The sequence below is a fragment of the Streptomyces sp. NBC_01508 genome, from assembly GCF_045040315.1.
GTDB lineage: Bacteria > Actinomycetota > Actinomycetes > Streptomycetales > Streptomycetaceae > Streptomyces.
The window spans coordinates 900,891-920,816 of record NZ_CP109419.1 but is presented as its reverse complement, the minus strand read 5'-3'; the positions used below and the strand labels follow the sequence as shown (position 1 = coordinate 920,816).

Genomic DNA, 19,926 nt, shown 5'->3' with positions numbered 1-19,926 from the left:
TTCCGGACGACCTATTGACCGTTCGGACAAGCAGTGATTAGCGTGGCGATCACCTTACCAGAAAGCGCTTTCTGAAAGCGCTTCTTCCGGTACGGCAGTTCGGCAGTCGGTACAGCAGAGGATCGGACCGCGGTACGTAACCGCTCCTGATTCCCGAGGAGTTCACTGTGAGCCAGAGCGTCATGCCGGGACCGACCAAAGAGATCGCGGGAGTCGCCGCACGGAACAGGCCAGGAGCGGGGGAGCGGTTCGGCAAGGCCGTCGAGACCAGCTGGCGGCCCGTCGCGCTGCTGCTCGCGTGCTTCGTCGCGTGGTGGGCCGTCGCCGCCGCCGAACTGGTCGAGCCGTATCTCGTCCCCTCGCCCGGAGCCACCCTGGACGTGCTGACGGGCAAGACGAGTTACATCTGGGAACACACCTGGGTGACCACCTACGAGACCCTGCTCGGCTTCGTCATCGCGGTCGTCGTCGGGGTGCTCGCCGCCGTCGTCATGGTCTACTCGTCGACCGTCGAGAAGACCCTCTACCCGATCCTGCTCTTCGCCCAGGTCGTACCGAAGATCGCCATCGCGCCGCTGTTCGTCGTCTGGCTCGGCTTCGGCATCACGCCGAAGGTCCTCATCGCGGTGCTCATCGCCTTCTTCCCGGTTGTGATCTCCATGGTCACCGGCCTCAAGGCGGTCGACCCCGAGATGCTCCAGCTCTCCGCGACGATGGGGGCGAAGCCGTGGCAGACCTTCGTCAAGATCCGCTTCCCGGCGTCGCTGCCGCATCTGTTCTCGGGCCTCAAGGTCGCGGTGACGCTCGCGGTCACCGGCGCGGTCGTCGGTGAGTTCGTCGGCGCCAACGAGGGCCTGGGCTACGTGATCCTCCAGGCCAACGGCAACCTCGACACCCCGATGCTCTTCGCGGGCCTGATCGTCATGTCTCTGATCGGCGTCGTCCTGTTCGTCCTGGTCGAGATCGCCGAGAAGCTCCTCCTGCCCTGGCACGCCAGCCGCCGGGACAGCAACGTCACGACCTCGTTCTGATGAGGCCGGCCGACGGACCCACCCACGGACCGATCCACCGACCCACCCACCGACCGATCCACCGGACCCGACCCACCGACCCCGACCTCTCCTCCGAGAAGGGCCAGCCATGCACTCCCGCAGACTCCTGATCGGCCTCGTGCCGCTTCTCCTGGTCGCCACCGCCTGCGGCGAGGACGGCGACAAGACCACCACCAGCGACTCCGGCAAGAAGCTCGACAAGGTGACGCTGACGCTCAACTGGTACCCGTACGGCGAACACGCGCCCTTCTACTACGGCGTCAAGCAGAAGATCTTCGAGAAGCACGGCATCGACCTGGAGATCAGGGCGGGCCAGGGATCGCAGAAGACCGTCCAGGCGACCGCCGCCGGGCAGACCGACTTCGGCTGGGCCGACACCCCCGCCGTGATCAGCGGCGTCGACCAGGGCGTCAACGTCAAGAGCCTCGGTGTGATGCTCCAGACGACACCGTCGTCCGTGCAGTTCTTCGCCGACCAGAACATCAAGACGCCCGCCGACATCAAGGGCAAGACGATCGCGGGCACGGCGGGTGACGCGCTCACCAAGACGTTCCCGATCTTCCTGGAGAAGAACAACCTCAAGCTGTCCGACGTCAAGATCCAGAACACCGACCCGGCGGGCAAGATCGCCGCGGTGATCTCCGGGAAGACGGACGCGCTGCTCGGCTACGCGAGCGACCAGGGCCCGACCATGGCGGACAAGGCCAAGAAGGACGTCGAGTACCTGCGCTTCTCGGAGCACGGGCTCAACTTCTACTCCAACGGCCTGATCGTCGGCCAGAAGATCCTCAAGCAGGACGCCGACCTCACCAAGCGCATGGCCGCCGCGGTCAGCGAGGCGTGGGCCGCCGCCGAGAAGGCGCCGGAGCCGGCGGTCGCCGCGATGGACGGCGCGTCCGAGCAACTGCCGCCGAAGGCCGTACTGACCGAGCAGTTCGCGACGACGATGACGCTGCTGCACACCGACTCGACCCAGGGCAAGGCTCCCGGGCTCAACACCGAGGCCGACTGGCAGGCGACCATCGACGTCTTCGCCGAGGCCGGTCTCGTGAAGAACCCCAAGGCGCCGGCGGATTACTGGGACAGCTCGGCACTGAAGGGATGACGATGCCCAGGGAAGCGACTCTCCGGGAGCATGGCGTGAGCAAGAGCGGTCTGAGCAAGAGCGGTCCGAGCACGGACGGCGCGAGTGCCGACGGCACGGCGGCCGTCTCCCTGAACGACGTGGCCGTCCGGTTCCGTACGAAGGACCGCGACGTCACCGCCCTGCGGGATGTGTCGCTCGATGTGCCGATGGGCGAGTTCGTGGCGATCGTCGGCCCCTCGGGGTGCGGCAAGTCGACGCTGCTCAAGCTGGTCGCCGGACTGCTGAAGGCGTCCGCGGGTGACGTACTGCTGCACGGCGAGCAGGTCGACGGGCCACGCCCCGACATCGGTTACGTCTTCCAGCGGGCCGCCCTGCTGGAGTGGCGCAGCGCCCGGCGCAACATCCTGCTCCAGGCCGAGATGCGCCGGATGCCGAACGTGGTGGCCCGCGAACGCGCGGACGAGCTGATCAGGATGACCGGCCTCGGGGGCTTCGAGGACGCCTATCCGCACGAGCTGTCCGGCGGGATGCAGCAGCGGGTGGCCCTGTGCCGGGCGCTGCTGCACCAGCCGCCGGTCCTGCTGATGGACGAGCCGTTCGGCGCGCTGGACGCGCTCACGCGCGAGCAGATGAACATGGAGCTGAACCGCATCTGGCGGGAGACCGGCACGACCGTGCTGCTGGTCACCCACTCCATCTCGGAGGCGGTCTACCTGGCGAACCGGGTCGTGGTCATGAGCCCTCGGCCCGGCACGATCACGGAGATCATCGACGTGGGGCTGCCGCCGGAGCGGGATTACGTGGCGACCCTGGCCCGGCCGGAGTTCCGTGAGGCGACGACGCACATCAGGGAGCTGCTGGGGGCGGCTTCGTCGGAGGACTGAGTACGCGACCGGTGCCACACCCGGCCGCCCTTCCCGCCCCTGTGGTGGGAAGGGCGGCTCGCTGTCCGCCCGGCCGCGCGGATATCGGGTGTCCGCGCGGCCGGTGCTGTGATTGGCTGCGCCGGTGAGTCATGAACGTATCTCCGTCCGGCGCCGGGTCGACTCCGACCTCGACGCGTGTGTCCGCGTACTGGCCGAGGTCCACGAGAGCGACGGCTACCCGGTCAACTGGCCCCAGGATCCGGCGGGTTGGCTGGCGCCGCCTGAGTCGCCACCCGCCTGGGTGGCGCTGCTCGACGGCGTCGTCGTCGGCCACATCTGCCTCTCCCGCGCCCGGCCCGATGACGCCGCGCCCGTCCACTGGGGCGCGCGCACCGGCGCGGGACCGGAGAAGACGGCCGTGGTCAGCCGGCTGTTCGTCTCACCGCAGGCCCGAGGCCACGGGATCGGCGCGCTGCTCCTTGCCGAGACGGTCCGCGACGCCCGTGAGCGCGGGCTGCATCCCGTACTGGACGTCGTGACGTCCGACCGGTCGGCGGCGGCGCTGTACGAACGCCAGGGCTGGACGCTCATGGCGACGGGGGAGCAGCGGTGGGGACCGGACCAGATCGTCCAGGTGCACTGTTACGCGGCGCCGCCCGGCACTTGAGGACAGCACCGCACCCCTCGACCGGCCGTGCGGCCCGTCGAGGGGTGCGTGACGCTCCATCAGGTCGCGCGGCTCTTGGGCCGCGCCTGTCCTCGATCGCCGGACGGGCCGCACACGCGGCCCGTCCGGCGATCGAGGACGAACCGGCCACCGGACGGCGCTGGTGAATCCTTCCGGTTACCGCGTCAGTACCGCAGCCTCGACAGATGGCGGTAGCTGTTGAGGGCCGTGGCGAACGGGTCCTTCGGCGAGTCGTGTTCGACCAGCCACTGCCGTACGCCGCCCCGGTGCGCCGTCTCGAACATCTCCGCGAAGTCCAGGACGCCCGACCCGACGTCCGCGAAGTCGCCGTTCGCGGCCATGTCCTTGACGTGCAGCGCCGGGAAGCGCGGCCCCTCGTCCACGAACAGCCGGCGTGGGTCCGCACCGCCCTTCGCCGCCCAGTAGACGTCGAGTTCGAAGCCCACGTACTCCGGGTCGGTCTCGTTGAGCAGGATGTCGTACAGCACCTCGCCCTCGACCACCCTGTGGTCCGCGTCGTGGTTGTGGAAGAGCACCGGGCCGAGACCCGACTCACGCGCCGCCTTGCCCGCCCTGTTCATCGCCGCCGCCGCCTCGCGGTAGCCCGCGGGGGTGTGCATCGCGGACGGCAGGCTCGGGACGACGACCCACTTGCCGCCCAGCGTATGGACGTCCGTGATGGCCTGCTGGAGGCCGGCGCCCGCCACCGTGGTGTAACCGACGTGCTCCAGAACGGCCTTGAGGCCGACGTCGTCCAACACCTGCCGGATCTGTGTGGCGTTGCGGCCGTACCGCCCGCTGACGCCGACCGTCGCGTAGCCGATGTCCGCCAGCCGCTCCAGCGTCCCCTCGAAGTCCGTCTCCAGGACGGAACGCATCGTGTACAGGTGCATGCCGATGCCGTCGCGCGGGATCCGCCGCCGGCACCGCGGGTCGTGGTGCCGGCCGGACTCCGCCGCGTGGGCGGTGGTCGCCGTCGACGCCAGACCGACCGCGGCCAGCCCCGCCGCCGCCGTACCCAGGAACGCTCTTCGTGTGCCGTTCACCCTCACGTGACCTCTTCTCTCGATTCGTCCGGCTCGTCCAACTCGTCCGGCTCGCCCGAACCCAACTCGCGCCCGAACCCAACTCGCCCGGATTCAGCGTGCGTTGATCTCGACGGCGCCGGTCGTCGTGTCGCCCTTGTCGTCCGTGACCGTGAGGTGCGCCGTGTAGGCGCCCGGCCGCGTGTACGTGTGGCTCGCGCTCGCCCCCTGCTCGCCCGTCGGCTTGGAGTTGTCGCCGAAGTTCCAGCGGTACGAGGCGACGGTCCGGCCCTCGGCGAGCTTCACCGAGCCGGTCAGCTTGGTGGCCAGCGGCGCCGCACCCTCCTCCACCGAGGTGGCGACGGTGACGCTCGTCCCCGGCTTGCGCTCCACCCCGCGGCCGTTGAAGTGCAGCCAGTCGAGCGACAGCACGTCCTGCCCGTCCGGCTTCCAGTCCGGGTTGCTGAAGACCGCGTACATCTTCACCGTGCCTCCGACCGGCCTGAGTTGAGTGGTCGGCGAGACGAAGTTCGTCCAGTCGCCGGTGTTCGGGACGGTGACCGAGCCCATCAGCGGGCCGGTCGGCGAGCCGTTGCGGAACTCGATGGTGCCGCCGGTGCCGCCCGAGGACGCGCCGACCGTGACGGACTGGACCCCGGTGAGATTCACCGGGTCGTACGCGACCCAGTCGCCGTGCTCGACCTCGATGACGCGCTTGCCGCCGGACGCCTCGGCCCGCGCGCCCACGGTGACGCCGCCGTTCTCACCGCCGGTGGCGCTGAAGAACTCGCCCTCGCGGTAGGAGGACTTCAGATTCGACGTGGCGGTACCCGTCAGCACGGGAACGCCTTCACCTTCGCCGCCGTCGTCCTGATAGCTGGCGGTGACGCGGTAGAAGAGATCCTGGTTCGCGTGCTCGTCGGTCGCCGGCACGGCGAACTCACCCGTGCAGCCCTGCTTGGACTGCGCCGGGTGCAGCGTGGTCCCGTGGCCGAGCCGCGCTTCGACCTTGACGCGTGCGCAGTCGATCGCCGCACCCTTGCCGTCCTCGCGGTCGGTGACCTTCACCGTGAAGGGGACGGTGTCGCCGAGGCTGAACATGCCGCCGTCCGGGGCCTGTTGGACGGTGAGCACCGGGCGCGTGTTGCCCACGGTGATCTCCCGCGTGGCCTGCGCCGACAGCTTGTCGGCAGCGGTGACCGTCAGCCGCGCGGTGAAGACGCCCTTGTCGGTGTAGATGTGGCTCGGGTTGGCCTTCGTGGAGTCGACGGTGCCGTCCCCGTCGAAGTCCCAGGCGTAGGTGACCGGCTTGCCCCCCGGCAGGCCGGAACCCTCGCTGGAGAACTTCACGCTGCGCGGCCCCGGGCCGGTGTCGGACGTGGTGGTGATCCTGGCGGTGGGCAGCGTGCCGTCACCGACGTAGTCGATGCGGTAGATGCCGGTGCCCTGGTTGATCACGCCCGTACGGCCGGCGCCCGAGCCGAGCCCGAAGTCGATCACGTACATGGAGCCGTCCGGCCCGAAATCAGCCTCGAACGCCTGGTTCCACTTCATATCGGTGAAGACGTTGTTGATCGACTGGATGTCACCCGCCTTGGCCGGCGGGAAGCGCGGGTCGGTGAAGGACTGGTCCTTGCTCAGGAGGGAGAACGTCTTGAACCAGTTCTGGTTCAGGTCGAAGTTGAACCACTTCGCGTCGAAGTACTCGGGGAACTTCGTGGGCGACGGGTTGTCGGGGTCGTAGTCGTAGACCGGACCGCTCATCGGCGCACCGCCGCCGCCGATCTCGGGGTACTGGGTCGATCCGGAGAACTGGTACCAGGCCGTCGCCGCCGTGGCCGGCGGCAGCTCACGCAGACCGGTGTTGTTCGGCGACTCGTTGACCGGGTCGGCGCAGTCGAACTTCGCCCCCGAGACCTTGGTCGCGAAGTCGTAGTCGTTGAAGGGGGTGTTGCCGCCGATGCAGTACGGCCAGCCGAGGTTCGCCGCCTTCGGTACGCGGTTGAACTCGACCGTGCCCTCGGGGCCGCGGTTCGGGTCCGCCGTCCGAGAGTCGGGTCCGTAGTCGCCCACCAGCAGCGCCCCGGTCTTCGGATCGGTGGTGATACGGAAGACGTTGCGCAGCCCCATCGCGTACACCTCGGGACGCGTCTTGTCCGTGCCGGGCGCGAAGAGGTTCCCCTCCGGGATGGAGTACGTCCCGTCGTCCTCGGGGGTGATCCGCAGAACCTTGCCGCGCAGGTCGTTCGTGTTGCCCGAGGTGCGCTGCGCGTCGAACACGGCCCGGCCCGCGCGCTCGTCGATCGGTGTGAAGTTGTCGGAGACGAACGGGTCGGTGTTGTCGCCGGTCGCGACGTACAGGTCGCCGTTCTTGTCGAAGGCGAGCGAGCCCGCCATGTGCACATTGGCGCGTTGGTCGTCGCGGTCGGTGGGGATCTCCAGGACCCGCTTCTCGGACGCCGGGTCGACGGTGTTCCCGGTGAGCGTGTAGCGCGACAGGTTGAGCTGTTTCTTCTCCTTGTCGGAGTGCAGCAGATAGAGCCAGTTGTTCTCGGCGAATCCCGGATCGAGCGTCAGCCCGATGAGCCCGTCGGACTGCTCCGTCATCTTCAGGCTGAAGTCGAAGTCGAGAGCGGTGGTCGTCTCGCTCGTCGCCTGGTCGAGAACCTGGAGCTTGCCCGTGCGCTCGATGTAGATCACCCGGCGGTCGGGGGTCACGGCCAGCTCGTACGGGTCGGAGAGGTCGGTCGCCAACCGCGTACGCTCGAAGGACCCCGTCTTGGTGGCGGAGCAGTCGCCGGGCTTGTTGCCGGCCGCCCACTGGATGCCGCCGAGCAGGTGCTTGAGGAAGTTCTCCTCGCCGAACGCGGACGGGTCATGGCCGCCGGCGGTGAACCAGGAACGCCCGCCGTCGTAGTTCTGGCACCAGGACCACGGGTGGTTGACGCCCTCGTCGAGCCCGGTGATGCCGTCGTTGACCTTGATCTGCGCGAGCGTGTGCACCTTGCCCGTCGGGTTGGTGCGCCAGTTGTACCACTCCTCCGTACGCTCCCAGAGTTCGGGAAGTCCCTTGGTGGAGGGGTGCGCCTGGTCGAGCACCTTCACGCGGCCGGTCTGGACCGCGGGGTGCTTGTCGAAGATCGCTCCGGTCAGCCCCTCGTACCAGTCCCAGTCACGCTCGCTCGCGGACGCGGCGTGCAGCCCCACCCAGCCGCCGCCCGCGCGGATGAACTTCTGGAGCGCGGCGCGCTGGGGCGCGTTCAGCAGATCGCCCGATTCCGGCGTGGAGTTGGTGTTGTTGAAGACGATCGCCTGGAAGCGCGCGAGGTTCGCGTCGGTGAAATCGGCGGCGTCGTCGGACGCCTCCACCTCGAAGCCGTTCTCCTCGCCGAGCTTCTTGATTCCCTCGATCCCGGCCGGAATCGACTCGTGCTCGAAGTTGGTGACCTTGGAGAAGACCAGGACACGGTAGGCCGCGGCCTGGGCGGGCGGGGGCGAGGCGACCCCGAGTCCGAGCACGAGCAGTGCCAGGACGACGGTGAAGGGCGTCAGCGCCCTTCGCGGTCGGCTGCTGCGCATGGGGGGTCGTTCCGGTGGACGGCTACTCATGGGCGCTCCCGATGCAGGTGGCGGCTACGGATGGGTAGAAAGCGCTTTCTTAAGTACGTCGCATAGCGTAGGTTCCCCGCTTCCGGAGGGTCAATGGGTCGGAAGCGCCCACTGTGGTGCGGGAGTTGCGGACACCGGAGCCACGGATACCGGAGCCGCCACGTGCGGTCGGTCGTTTTCCGGCGCGGTGGGCCGAATGTGACCGGGCGTGGTCGTACGTTCTGCGAGCCGCCGTCGCGAAGGCGGTGTCAGGGCGCCGCCGTCACCAAGTCGCCGCCCTGAGCCGTCCTTACGCGGCTGCCGTCAGGAATCCGGCGATGCGCGTGCGCAGCGACCGGGGGTCGAGACCGTGCGCCCTGAGGTGCTCGTCCATCTCCCCGTACTTGCGCAGCTCGCGCCGGCCCACCCCCAGCCCGAGTACCCGGTGCGGCACATCGGCCAGCGCCTCGTCCGCCGCCGCCGTCGACGTGCCGGCGAGATACGGCTCGACGAGCACCGCCTCGGCGGCGCGCCCGTCTCCGACGGCCCGGCGCAGCGCGGCGCCGTCGAAGGGGCGGACGGTCGTCGCGTACAGCACCGTCGTGTCGAGCCCTTCCGTCGCCGCGAGCACGCTGTCCAGCATCGGCCCGACCGCGACCACCACGCCGTGGTTCCCCTCGCGGACGGTCCGGAAGCCGGACCCGGTGACCGGCAGCGCCCGCGCGTTGGTCTGCTGCGACAGCCGCGCGTACACCCGGTCGTCGCCCTTCGCGGCGCGGCGCAGCAGGGCCTCGGCCTCGTCGGGATGCCCCGGCACGTGCACGGTCCAGCCGTCCAGCGTGTCGAGGAGCGCCACATCGCCCGGCGACATATGGGTGAAGCCGCCGGACGGCCAGTCGTACGATCCCCCGGCGCTCACCAGCACGCCGCCCACGCCCTGGTGCCCGAAGTCGAGCTTCACCTGCTCGAAGGGGCGCTCGATGAGGAAGCTCGCGAAGGTGTGGACGATCGGCCGCATCCCGGTGAGGGCGATCCCGCCGCCCGCGCCGACGAGCAGTTGCTCGCGGATCCCCACGTCGATCACCCGGTGCGGATGGCGCTGTTCCGCCTCGCGGAAGCCGTCGTGCCCGATCACGGCGAGTACGACGGCGAGCCGCGGGTCCTCGTCCAGCAGCCGGGAAGCGGTCGAGGCGAAGCGCTCACGCATGGTGTCCATCAGAGTCCTCCGAGTCGGTACGCGGTGGTCAGGAGTGGTCAGGAGTGGTCAGGACCGGGCTTCGACGCGGGCGACGACCGCCCGTGCCCGACCGGGATGGGGCGCGGTGAACGCCTCGTACAGCGCCTCGTGGTCCCGCCCGTCGACGGTCACGGCCGACCAGCCCGCCGCCGTGAACCGGGAGGCGATTCCGCCCGGCCAGCCGTGGGCGGCCGACGAGTTGTCGATCACGAGCGTGTGCAGCTGTTCGAGACCGGCGGGGCCCGCGTAGGCGATGGCCTCGTGGTTGCTGCCCTCGTCCAGCTCGCCGTCCCCGATGAGGACCCAGACCTTGGAGCCGGTACGCCCCTGCGCCCGCAGCCCGAGCGCGCTCCCGACGGCGAGCGGCAGCCCGTGCCCGAGCGACCCGCTGCCGATCTCGGCCCCCGGCACGAGCAGCCGGTCGGGGTGGTGGCCGAGCGGGGAGTCGTACGAGCCGAAGCCGGGGAGCAGTGACTCGGGGAAGAAGCCCTTGGCGGCGAGGACGGCGTAGTACGCCATCGGCCCGTGCCCCTTCGACAGCAGGAAACGGTCCCGGTCGGGGGCGTCGGCCGTCGTGGGGGAGACGTTCAGTACCCGGTCGTAGAGCACCCAGATCGCGTCGAGCGTGGAGGTGGCGGCGGACCCGTGCTTCTCGTCGCCGGTCATCAGAGACAGCAGTCGGTCGAGATCCTGGTAGCGGTACGCCGGAGCCTGCGGTGTCGGTGTCGTCATACTGATGACCGTGCTACCTCAACTTAACTTGAGGTCAAGTGCGCCGCCGCCGAAGGCGCCGAGGCTGCCGGGGCCGCCGCGGAACGGAAAAGCGGTTCGTGACCACCGGTCGGAGTGCGGTATTGTTCTCATGCGCGTTAGGCCAGGGGAAACCCCAGGTCAGGCGGGCATCGGGACGTGGCGCAGCTTGGTAGCGCACTTGACTGGGGGTCAAGGGGTCGCAGGTTCAAATCCTGTCGTCCCGACTGGAGACAGTCGCAGATCAGGGCCGGTTTCGGAGCAATCCGAGACCGGCCCTTGATCATTTCTGGGGACCAGTTGGCGACCAGTTGGGGTCCGGCGCCCTTGACCGGGTCAAGGTCATGACGATGGGGCTCGGCAGTGAGCGTGGTGCGCGCGGCACGTTGAAGTGAGCAGAGAGCGCCGCCTCGGCAGCCGTGATCTTGTGGACATCCGGGTGCGGGTAGCGCTGGGTGGTGGTCAGTGAACCGTGGCCGGCGATCCTGCGGAGGACGTGCACTTGGACCCCGGCGCCGGCGAACCAGGTCAGTCCGGTGTCCGGAGGTCGTCTCCCCTGGAAGGCCGGCGTCTTACTCCTGGTCGGCGGCCGGCGGGAACACCGCGTGTGGACATGGTCTGCGCGAACAGCCGCACACGGGCGGGGTGGCTCATGGTGCGGCGGAGGCGCCATGCGTGGTGGACGACGTCATCGCTGCGCGTCCACGAGGTGCGCAGGCCCGACCTCTACGGTGAACAGGCCCTTCCGGCCTCGGCCGTGACGCGAGGCTACGACTCAGTGCCCGCACGGGAACGAGACCGGTCGCTGCCACGGTACGTGTCGCCACCGGATCGGACCCGCTCCACACTGGGATCGTCTACCGGGAGGGCGCTTTTCCGGGGCTGGGCGCACACTGTGACGTACCGGCCTGAGAGTCGGGGGCGCCCGTGGGCGCCAAGGGACCGGGCAGACGGGGAAGCGGCACCCTGCCAGGGCGACCCGGGCACGGGACGCGCTCACGATCTCGTGGAACGTGGAACCCAGCCGTTCCCTCCGTCCTCTGGGAGCGGTACGTCACCGAACGGAAAACGGGCATCACGCGCAGGAGTGGTCGCCCGTCCGGAACAATGGGCGGCGATGACAGCACAGACTCCCGGCCACGAACCCGTCGACTACGGCCCCTTCGCACACCTGACCACTCCGAACTCTGCCCTGTACCGGCAGGTGATGCGCACCTTCCTGGCAGCCAAGGAGCGGTTCGCCGTGCACCTGCGGCCGGAGGACGTGCACGCCGCCATGGAGGCGGAGAGCAGACCGGCCGACGTGGAGCCGGTGGTCAAGGCCCTGGACGCACTTGTCGCCTGGGGCAATCTGCGGGCCGATCCGGACACCGCACGGGTGACGGCGGTCGAGGACTTCTACCGCAAGCGGTTCATCTACCAGCTCACGCGCGCCGGTGAGGCGGCCGAGGCCGCCTTGGGAACATACGACGAGTTGCTGGGGCGACGCGGCGAACTCCAGGCGGTCGCGCTGCACGACATCGTCACGCAACTGCGGGCGCTGCTCGTGATCGCGTCGGACGACGAGCCTGACCCGGCCAAGGCCCATCTCGCCCTGTCCGTGCTCACGGCGCGCTTCAGCGACCTCGCGGACAACGCCCGCGCGTTCATGGGGTCGCTCCAGCGCACCATCGACCTGCACGACATCGAGGTCGAGGCGTTCCTGATGTACAAGGACCGGCTGATCCAGTACCTGGAGCGGTTCATCCAGGACCTCATCACCCTCGGCGGGCGGATCGCCCTGTTGATCGGGGAACTGGAAGCACAGGGACGGGTCGGCCCGCTGCTGAGCCTCGCCGCCGCCCGTGAGGCCGCCGACGCCGCCCCCGAGGACGCCGAACACGCGGAGGCGGCGGCGCGGGAGAAGTGGGCCGCTCGATGGTCCGGGCTCGCGGAGTGGTTCGTGTCGGCGGAGGGACGCGAGTCGCAGGCCAGGCTGCTGCGTGGGCGGGCACTCGGGTCGATTCCGCAACTTTTGGCGGTGGTGCGGCAGTTGAACGAGAGGCGGACGGGGCGTTCGGATCGTTCGGCTGATTTCCGCGCACTGGCGCGTTGGTTCGCGGGGGCGCCGGACGACGAGGCGAGGCACCGGCTCTGGCGGGTGGCGTTCGGGCTGTACTCCTCCCGGCACCTCACGATCGACGCGGACACCCTCGCCGAACGGGCCGCCGAGCCGGAGCCGGCCTCGACCCCGTGGGCCGAGGCGCGACCGTTGCGGATCAGCCCCCAACTGCGCCGCACCGGCAGTTACGAACGGCGCGGCAAGCCCCGCGGAGTGGCTGACCGGAGCGAGGCGAAGCGCAGGCTCGCCGCGATCGCCGCCCGTCAGGCGGAACAGGCGGGCGCGGCCCGGTCCCGTCTCGCCACGGGCGGCCCGGTCCGGCTGTCCCGACTGGGAGAACTCGACCCGCTCGCCTTCGAGTTGTTCCTCCGCCTGCTCGGCGATGCCCTCTCCACCTGGCGGCCGGGCATGACCACCACCGCGGCCACCAGCGGGGACGGCTCGATGGAGATCCGGCTGACCGCGCTCGACGACGGCTCGACGGCCGAAGTGCGCACGCCAGACGGGGTGTTCAGCGGACCGGACCATCTGGTCGACATCATCGACCTCGCCGGGACCTTCGGCATCGGACCCAGGAGCGGGCGGGACGAAGTGGCTGTCGCGTCCGCAGGCAACGAAGAGGCGGGGTCGGCCGGGCCGGTGCCCGCGCCTGTGCGAGAGGGGGTTCTGGAGGGCGGAACGGCGCGGTTCGGCAGGTACGGGCTCCAGAAGGCCCTCCTGCCGCGGGATGGGGAGGAACGATGACCGGACCCCTGACCGAGGTCCTGGACGGCCAGCGGGAGGCCGACCTCCAGCGGGCCGCCCGCGCCCTGCTGAAAGAGCCGTTGCTCACCGCCGACGGGCCCCACTCCGACGCGTTCCGGCTGGTGCGCCGGCACGCCGCTGAGCTGAGGGAGTGGTTCGAGCGCAACGTCGGCTGGACACTGCGCACGGACGCCGAGGCCGCACGGCTGCGCAAGACGCCGGGCACCCTCACCGACGCCACCCACGCGGCACGCGAGACCGGCCGGGCCGCCCTGCCCTTCACGCGCCGTCGCTACGTCCTGCTGTGCCTGACGCTGGCGGCGTTGGAACGGGGTGAGTCGCAGGTCGCGCTCGGAAGGCTCGCCGAGCAGGTCGTCCTGGCCGCGTCGGACCCCGAACTCGTCTCCACCGGGATCACGTTCACCCTGGAGCGGCGGGACGAGCGCCTGGACCTCGCCGCCGTCGTACGACTGCTGCTGCGGCTCGGTGTGCTGTGTCGGGTGGCAGGCGACGAGGAGGCGTACGTCAGCGGATCGGGAGACGTGCTGTACGACGTACGGCGGCGTGTACTGGCGGGGATGCCGGCCGTCCGGCGCGGCCCCTCCCTGATCGAAGCGCGGGACTTCGAGGAACGCCTGGTGGAGATGACGGCGCAGACCGCGCTCGACAGCGACGAGCTGAGGTTCCGCGCGATCCGCTGGAAGCTGACCCGCGTCCTCCTCGACAGCCCGGTGCTGTACTACGACGACCTGACCGACGACGAACTGGCCTACCTCACCCGGCAGCGCGGTTTCATCACGGCGCGCATCGGCGAGATGACCGGACTGGTCGCGGAGGTACGCGCCGAAGGGATCGCCATGGTCGACCCTCTGGACGACCTCACGGACGTACGGATGCCGGAGCAGGGCACGCACGGGCACATCACCCTGCTGCTCGCAGGACACCTCGCGCGGGCCGACGGGCCCGTCGAGCCGGCGGAACTGGCGTCCCTGGTCCGTGAACTGGCCCTGAAACACGGCGGTTTCTGGTCGAAGTCGGCGCGAGAACCAGGATCGGAAACCGAGTTGGTGGAGCAGGCACTTCAGAAGCTGGGTGCGCTGGGGCTCGCCCTGCGTACGGAACGGGGCGTGCTGCCGCGGCCGGCCCTCGCGCGGTACGCGGTAGGAGACCCGGTCGTCAAAGAGACGGCGCCCGCCCGGCCGACCGTACAGGCCGGCACGACCGCGAAGAACGAAAGGTGAACCCCGCCTTGACCACGCTCCCCACCCCCGCGCCCGGCCGGTGGCGGCCCCTGCGCATCGGACTCGTCGACCTGTTCCACTACGACGTCGAGGAGTTCTGGTTCCGCGACGGCCGGCTGCTGCTGCGCGGCAACAACGGCACCGGAAAGTCGAAGGTACTCGCCCTCACCCTGCCGTTCCTGCTCGACGGAGACCTCTCCGCGCGCCGCGTCGAGCCCGACGGCGACCCGGGCAAGCGGATGGAGTGGAACCTCCTCCTGGGCGGCGAACACCCGCATCCCGAACGGCTCGGCTACACCTGGATCGAGTTCGGCCGGCTCGACGAGACCACGGGCGAGGCGCATTTCCGTACCCTCCTCTGCGGGCTCAAAGCGGTCGCCGGACGCGGAATCGCCCGCCACTGGTTCGCGGTGACGGACCAGCGGATCGGCGCCGACCTCGACCTTCTGGACGCGACCGGCACGGCGCTGTCCAGGGACCGGCTCGCGGAGGCCGTCGGCGCCCGCGGCATGGTGTACGACACCGCGAAGACGTACCGCAGAGCGGTCGACGAAGCGCTTTTCGGTCTCGGAGAGCGGCGCTACGGGGCACTGGTCGACCTCCTCATCCAGCTGCGCCAGCCACAGTTGTCCAAGCGCCCCAACGAAGCGGCCCTGTCCAGGGCGCTGACAGAGGCGCTGCCACCGATGGACCAGGCGGTCGTCGCCGACGCCGCGGAGGCCTTCAGGTCGCTGGACGAGGAGAAGGAGGAGCTGCGGGCGGCCCGCGAGGCGGAACAGGCGTCCTCGGGGTTCCTCGACCATTACCGTCGCTACGCCCGTATCGCCTCCCGGCGCCGGGCACGGCTGCCGCGCACCGAACACGCCCGGTACGAGAACCTCCAGCGTGAACTCCTCAAAGCGCAGGGCGAGCGCCAACAGGCCCAGGATGACCGGAAGAAGGCTGGGGAAAGGGCCGCGGCCCTCGACGAGCGGGCCGCGCGGCTGAGCGCCCAGGACGCCACACTGCGGACCGGGCCAGAGATGCGCGACGCCCGCGCACTCGAACAGGCGGCGGCCGACGCCTCCCGCACGGCGGGGGAACTGACGCGCGCCGAGGCGGACCGCCGGACGGCGGCCGAAACTCACACCCGGGCCTTGGGGCGGCTCGCCACCGCCGGCAATCGGCTCACCGTCGCACAGGAGACGCTGGACGACGTCCAGGACCGCCTGGCCGAGAACGGCGCAGCGGTCCGGCTCGATGCTCCGCGGACGCGGGGGGCCTCCGAAGCCGCCCTGCGCCGGGAGGCGGACGAGGCGACGGCACGCAGGCGGCGCGCCGTCGTGCATGTCGAGGAACTCATCACGCGGGCCGAGCGGACCGGGGAGGCGCGCAGGGCCGCCCAGTTGCGTGCCGACGAGGCCGAAGAGGAGGTCGTGCACAGCGGGGAGAGGCTGGCCGAGGCCGAGGAGAGCGTCGCCGAGGCGGGCCGGGCACTGGTCGCCGCCGCGCGGGAACACCTGTCGGGCTGTGTGGAGTTGCGGATTCCCGGGCTGCCCGGAGTCCTCGACGCGGTCCAGAACTGGGTGAGCACTCTGGACGGGCCGCACCCGGCCCGTGAGGCGGCGGCCGGGACCCATCGCACGCTCGCGTCCCAACTGGCCGACCGGGCCGCCGACCTGGCCCATCGTGAGGCGGCGAGGTCCCAGCGACAGCGGCTCGCGGCAGAGGAGCTGACCACTCTCGAAGCGGGCGGGCAGCGCGGTCCGTCGGCTCCGTACACCCGCACGCCCGATGTGCGGGAAAGGGGTCTCGGCGCCCCGCTGTGGCGGCTCGTCGATTTCCGCTCCCACGTCACCGAGTCCGAACGCGCGGGACTTGAGGCAGCGCTGGAGGCATCGGGGCTCCTCGACGCCTGGGTGCGGCCGGACGGTTCCGCGGTGGCGGCGGACGGCGACGACGTGCTGCTCGACCCCTTGAACCAGCCCGGCGGAGACACCCTCGGCAGCGTGCTGTGGCCGGCGGTGGACCACGCGGACGCGGGGGCCGCCGTGGCGGAGCCGACGGTCGAGCGGCTGCTCGCCGCTATCGGGCTGGCCGGAAAGGACGGCGGCAGCGCCGAAGAGACGACCGGAGGCTCCGGCGGCAACGACACCTGGGTCTCCGCGGACGGGCGATTCCGCGTCGGTGCGCTGACCGGAAGCTGGACCAAGGACAGCGCGCAGTACGTGGGAGAGGGCGCGCGGGAGCAAGCACGCCGCGCCAGGATGCGCGAACTGCGCATCGCCCTGGCCGCGTTGGAGGCGGAGCGGGAGCAACTGGCCGAAGAGCTGCGCACGATCGGCCGGCGGCGCGGCGTACTGGAGGCCGAACTCGCCGCGGTACCGGGCGAGGACGACCTGCGTCAGGCCCACGCCCGCGTCACGGCCGCGGCCGACGCGACCCGCCGGGCCCGTACGCGGCACGGTGAGCGAGCCGCCGACCTGACCCGCGCGACCGGGGACGCCGAGCGCGCGGCGGCGGAACTCACCGGGACCGCGGCGGACATGACCCTTCCCGCGGAGAGGGCAGGACTGGGCTCCGTACGCCAGGCGCTCGCCGACCGCACCGCCCTCCTCGCGGCGCTCTGGCCGGCGCTGCGTGAACGCGCCGAGGCCGAGCATGCCGTCCCCGGCGAGCAGGCGGAGAAGGACCGGGCCGAACTCCGGGTGTCCGAGCTCGCGGAGCGCACCGCGGAAGCGGCCCGTTCCGCCGCCGCCGCGGACGAACGGCTCACCACCCTGCGCTCCACCGTCGGAGCCGCCGTCGCCGAACTCCAGCGGCGACTGGAGGAGACAGCGGCGGCCGTACGCGACTGCGCGAGCGAACAGCGGCGGGCCCAGGACGACTTCGGCGACGCGGACCGGCGCGCCAGCCACGCCGAGGGACGTATCGAGCGGCTGGCCGAGGACGTCACCGAAGCGACCGCCGCCCGCGAACGCGCCATCGAGGCCCTCCAGCGGTACGTGTGCACCGGACTGCTGGCGGTCGCCCTTCCCGATGCCGTCGTACCGGACGGCGACGGCGGGGCGTGGGCGGCGACCCCGGCCGTCAACCTCGCCCGCGCCATCGAGTCCCAGCTCTCCTCCACGGACGACTCGGACGCGGCCTGGGAGCGTGTGCAGAAGCGTCTGAGTGAGGAGTTCGGCAGGCTGCAGGAGGCGCTGTCCCGGCATGGCCACACCGCCACGGCCCGTCCGAGCGAGGACGGCATGCGGGTCGACATCGTCTACCAGGGCCGTGAACGGGCTGTTCCCGAACTCGCCGAGGCTCTTGCCGCCGAGGTCGCCGAACTGACCCGGATCCTGTCCGCGCACGAGCGCGAGATCCTTCAGACCCATCTGATCACCGAGGTCGCGGGGACGCTTCAGGAACTCATCGGCGCCGCCGAAAGGCAGGTGCGCGCCATGAACAAGGAACTGGAGGAGCGCCCGACCTCGACCGGAATGAAACTGAGGCTCGTGTGGAGGGCGTCCCGGCGCGCCCCGCAGGGACTGGCGCAGGCCCGTGAGCGGCTGCGCCAGTCCGCCGACGCGTGGTCGACCCAGGACAGGGCCGCGGTCGGTGCGTTCCTCCAGGAGCAGATCGCGCGCCGACAGGCCGACGACAGCGCCGGCAGCTGGCTGGAAGACCTGACCGCTGCCCTCGACTACCGGACCTGGCACGAGTTCGGCGTCGAACGCCATCAGCACGGCAAGTGGGTACCGGCCACCGGGCCCGCCTCGGGCGGTGAACGGGTACTGGCGGCGTCCGTGCCCCTCTTCGCCGCGGCGTCCTCCCACTACGCGAGCGCGGGTGGCGCGTACGCCCCACGCCTGGTCACGCTCGACGAGGCGTTCGCCGGAGTGGACGACGACTCCCGCGCCAAGTGTCTCGGCCTGCTGCGCGCCTTCGACCTCGACGTCGTCATGACCAGCGAACGGGAATGGGCCTGTTACCCGCAGGTCCCCGGGATCGCCATCGCTCAGCTCTCCCGCGTCGACGACATCGCCGCCGTCCTGGTGACCCGGTGGGAGTGGGACGGCAGCGACCGGCGGCGCGGTACGGAGCCCGGCGGGCCGGTCGCCGGCCAGGAGCGGGCCGGTGTCGAGTACGGCACCGGAGACCAGGAGTCCCTGTGGAGATGAACCCTTCGGTGACCGCGCCCTCACCGACCGAACGAGGACCCGGATCGCGGAAACCCGTGGAGCGCGCCGGACCCACGGACGTCGTGGCGGCGAACCCGCCCCCGACACCGCGCGAGGGCGGACAGGACGCAGGGCGGATCGACGCCGAACGCCTCGGCCGCCTGCTCGGCGACCCCGGCCTCGCCTGGCTCGTGGAACGCGCCCGGCACCGGATGGCGCGCGGCCGGCCACTCACCGGTACCGTCGCCCTGTCACACCCGGATGAAACCCAACGCAGCGCTGCCGAGAGCCTGTTGGGACGCCCACCGCAGGCCGGCCGCTCCCTGACCGTACGCCTCAACAGCGTGGACGCGATCCTGCGCCGCTCCGGTGTCAGCCCTGACGGACTTGCGCCCGCCGTGGTGGCACTCACCGGCCCCGTCACCCCGCACGCGGAGGCGCGGCGCGGCGAGGAACGGGCATGGGAGGAGGCATACGCCCCGCTCGGCACCCTGGACGACGAGCTGGCCGACTGGGCCGGGCGGATACGCCGGGACGGACTCGTACGGCGACTCGCGCGCACACCGGAAGCCGCCGGACCTCTGGTGGAGGCCGCTGTGAAGGCGCTGCGCTCCCTGCCCGTCGTACCCCCGATGTCACGCGCGACGTTCGCGGCGCGGTATCTCTCCGGTGCCCACTGCCTGGACGAGGGGGCACCACTCGCCACTCTGGTCCTGTCGGGGCTCCGTGCCCTCACGGGCTTCCCCGACGGCGCCGGTGCCGTGTGGCGACGAGAAGCATGGGCGTCGGTGGGCCTGCTCAAGGACGACGTGTCGTCGACCGTCCTCTCCCTCAACCTGCGAGGCACCCCGGTCCTCGACTGGATGGCCGACGCGGGTGAGCCCGCGATCCTGACACTGCGCGCGCTCACCCGGCTCACGTCGGTTCCCGCCGTTCCGACGACAGGGGTCGTTCACCTCTGTGAGAACCCGGCCGTGCTGTCCTCCGCCGCCGACACCTTCGGCCCGGCATGCCCGCCCCTGGTGTGCCTCCAGGGACAGCCGTCGGCCGCCGCGCTCACCCTGCTGCGCGGTCTGTCCGCGCAGGGAGCGGATCTTCTCTACCACGGCGACTTCGACTGGGGTGGTGTGCGCATCGCCACGGCGCTACGGCGAAGTGTCCCGTGGCGGCCGTGGCGCTACACCGCCGCCCACTACCGAGCAGCGGTGGTCACAGTGGCCGAGGCCCCGGGCCTGACCGGCTCACCCGCGGCGACTCCGTGGGACCCGGCCCTGGCCGCCGCCCTCGCCGAGCACGGTGTACGTGTCGAAGAGGAGGCAGTTCTCGACGAGCTGCTTGCGGACCTGCAGACGCGGACTCGTTGAGGTCCACCGGAAATGCGCGGGACCCGCCCCTCGTCCTC

12 protein-coding genes, 1 tRNA gene and 1 pseudogene are annotated in these 19,926 nt (G+C 70.7%); 9 read left to right on the top strand and 5 right to left on the bottom strand.

The window, feature by feature from the left end:
- Nucleotides 1-182: 182 nt before the first annotated feature.
- The 4 genes from OG700_RS04250 to OG700_RS04235 all read left to right on the top strand — a co-directional run bounded on the left by OG700_RS04250 (nt 183) and on the right by OG700_RS04235 (nt 3,672).
- Nucleotides 183-1,031 (top strand): ABC transporter permease, encoded by an 849-nt coding sequence (locus OG700_RS04250; protein WP_405621421.1) that lies wholly within the window; start codon nt 183-185, stop codon nt 1,029-1,031.
- A gap of 109 nt (nt 1,032-1,140) precedes the next feature.
- The gene (locus tag OG700_RS04245) at nt 1,141-2,157 is read left to right on the top strand and encodes an ABC transporter substrate-binding protein (RefSeq protein ID WP_405609067.1); all 1,017 of its coding nucleotides are present in this window, start codon (nt 1,141-1,143) and stop codon (nt 2,155-2,157) included.
- Entirely contained in the window at nt 2,154-3,023 is an 870-nt protein-coding gene (locus tag OG700_RS04240) for an ABC transporter ATP-binding protein (protein ID WP_405609064.1), read from the top strand. The genes OG700_RS04245 and OG700_RS04240 overlap by 4 nt, the downstream gene beginning before the upstream one ends.
- A 124-nt stretch (nt 3,024-3,147) precedes the next feature.
- The gene (locus OG700_RS04235; RefSeq protein ID WP_405609061.1) at nt 3,148-3,672 is read left to right on the top strand and encodes a GNAT family N-acetyltransferase; all 525 of its coding nucleotides are present in this window, start codon (nt 3,148-3,150) and stop codon (nt 3,670-3,672) included.
- Nucleotides 3,673-3,857: 185 nt separating this feature from the next.
- Here OG700_RS04235 and OG700_RS04230 read toward each other — a convergent pair whose 3' ends face one another.
- The 4 genes from OG700_RS04230 to OG700_RS04215 all read right to left on the bottom strand — a co-directional run bounded on the left by OG700_RS04230 (nt 3,858) and on the right by OG700_RS04215 (nt 10,275).
- Entirely contained in the window at nt 3,858-4,739 is an 882-nt protein-coding gene (locus tag OG700_RS04230; protein WP_405609058.1) for a sugar phosphate isomerase/epimerase family protein, read from the bottom strand.
- 93 nt (nt 4,740-4,832) lie between these two features.
- Nucleotides 4,833-8,297: a ThuA domain-containing protein gene (locus OG700_RS04225; RefSeq protein ID WP_405609055.1), complete on the bottom strand. Its 3,465-nt coding sequence runs from the start codon at nt 8,295-8,297 to the stop codon at nt 4,833-4,835.
- Between the two features lie 319 nt (nt 8,298-8,616).
- Nucleotides 8,617-9,522 (bottom strand): transketolase family protein, encoded by a 906-nt coding sequence (locus OG700_RS04220; protein ID WP_405609052.1) that lies wholly within the window; start codon nt 9,520-9,522, stop codon nt 8,617-8,619.
- A 48-nt stretch (nt 9,523-9,570) separates the two neighbouring features.
- The gene (locus OG700_RS04215) at nt 9,571-10,275 is read right to left on the bottom strand and encodes a transketolase (protein ID WP_405609049.1); all 705 of its coding nucleotides are present in this window, start codon (nt 10,273-10,275) and stop codon (nt 9,571-9,573) included.
- A gap of 171 nt (nt 10,276-10,446) precedes the next feature.
- On the opposite strand from OG700_RS04215, the gene OG700_RS04210 reads away from it, so the two are divergent.
- A tRNA-Pro gene (locus tag OG700_RS04210) sits at nt 10,447-10,520 on the top strand.
- A gap of 56 nt (nt 10,521-10,576) precedes the next feature.
- On the opposite strand, the pseudogene OG700_RS04205 reads toward OG700_RS04210, so the two are convergent.
- A pseudogene (locus OG700_RS04205) lies at nt 10,577-10,831 on the bottom strand (hypothetical protein); the annotation flags it as partial.
- 579 nt (nt 10,832-11,410) lie between these two features.
- On the opposite strand from OG700_RS04205, the gene OG700_RS04200 reads away from it, so the two are divergent.
- From OG700_RS04200 to OG700_RS04185, 4 genes are read left to right on the top strand one after another with little or no spacing between them, the layout of a single operon-like run.
- The gene (locus OG700_RS04200) at nt 11,411-13,138 is read left to right on the top strand and encodes a TIGR02677 family protein (protein WP_405609046.1); all 1,728 of its coding nucleotides are present in this window, start codon (nt 11,411-11,413) and stop codon (nt 13,136-13,138) included.
- Nucleotides 13,135-14,379: a TIGR02678 family protein gene (locus tag OG700_RS04195; protein WP_405609043.1), complete on the top strand. Its 1,245-nt coding sequence runs from the start codon at nt 13,135-13,137 to the stop codon at nt 14,377-14,379. The genes OG700_RS04200 and OG700_RS04195 overlap by 4 nt, the downstream gene beginning before the upstream one ends.
- A gap of 8 nt (nt 14,380-14,387) precedes the next feature.
- Nucleotides 14,388-18,524: a TIGR02680 family protein gene (locus OG700_RS04190; RefSeq protein WP_405609040.1), complete on the top strand. Its 4,137-nt coding sequence runs from the start codon at nt 14,388-14,390 to the stop codon at nt 18,522-18,524.
- Nucleotides 18,521-19,888 carry a TIGR02679 family protein gene (locus OG700_RS04185; RefSeq protein WP_405621419.1) on the top strand — a complete coding sequence of 456 codons (1,368 nt, stop codon included), beginning with the start codon at nt 18,521-18,523 and terminating at the stop codon, nt 19,886-19,888. Before OG700_RS04190 ends, OG700_RS04185 begins: the two co-directional genes overlap by 4 nt.
- Nucleotides 19,889-19,926: the final 38 nt, after the last annotated feature.

Excerpts from the sequence above, each read along its gene's own strand:
- OG700_RS04195 (WP_405609043.1), top strand. The coding sequence starts at position 13,135 with ATGACCGGACCCCTGACCGAGGTCCTGGACGGCCAGCGGGAGGCCGAC.
- OG700_RS04215 (WP_405609049.1), bottom strand. The coding sequence starts at position 10,275 with ATGACGACACCGACACCGCAGGCTCCGGCGTACCGCTACCAGGATCTC.
- OG700_RS04225 (WP_405609055.1), bottom strand. The coding sequence starts at position 8,297 with ATGCGCAGCAGCCGACCGCGAAGGGCGCTGACGCCCTTCACCGTCGTC.
- OG700_RS04245 (WP_405609067.1), top strand. The coding sequence starts at position 1,141 with ATGCACTCCCGCAGACTCCTGATCGGCCTCGTGCCGCTTCTCCTGGTC.
- OG700_RS04200 (WP_405609046.1), top strand. The coding sequence starts at position 11,411 with ATGACAGCACAGACTCCCGGCCACGAACCCGTCGACTACGGCCCCTTC.
- OG700_RS04250 (WP_405621421.1), top strand. The coding sequence starts at position 183 with ATGCCGGGACCGACCAAAGAGATCGCGGGAGTCGCCGCACGGAACAGG.
- OG700_RS04220 (WP_405609052.1), bottom strand. The coding sequence starts at position 9,522 with ATGGACACCATGCGTGAGCGCTTCGCCTCGACCGCTTCCCGGCTGCTG.
- OG700_RS04185 (WP_405621419.1), top strand. The coding sequence starts at position 18,521 with ATGAACCCTTCGGTGACCGCGCCCTCACCGACCGAACGAGGACCCGGA.
- OG700_RS04240 (WP_405609064.1), top strand. The coding sequence starts at position 2,154 with ATGACGATGCCCAGGGAAGCGACTCTCCGGGAGCATGGCGTGAGCAAG.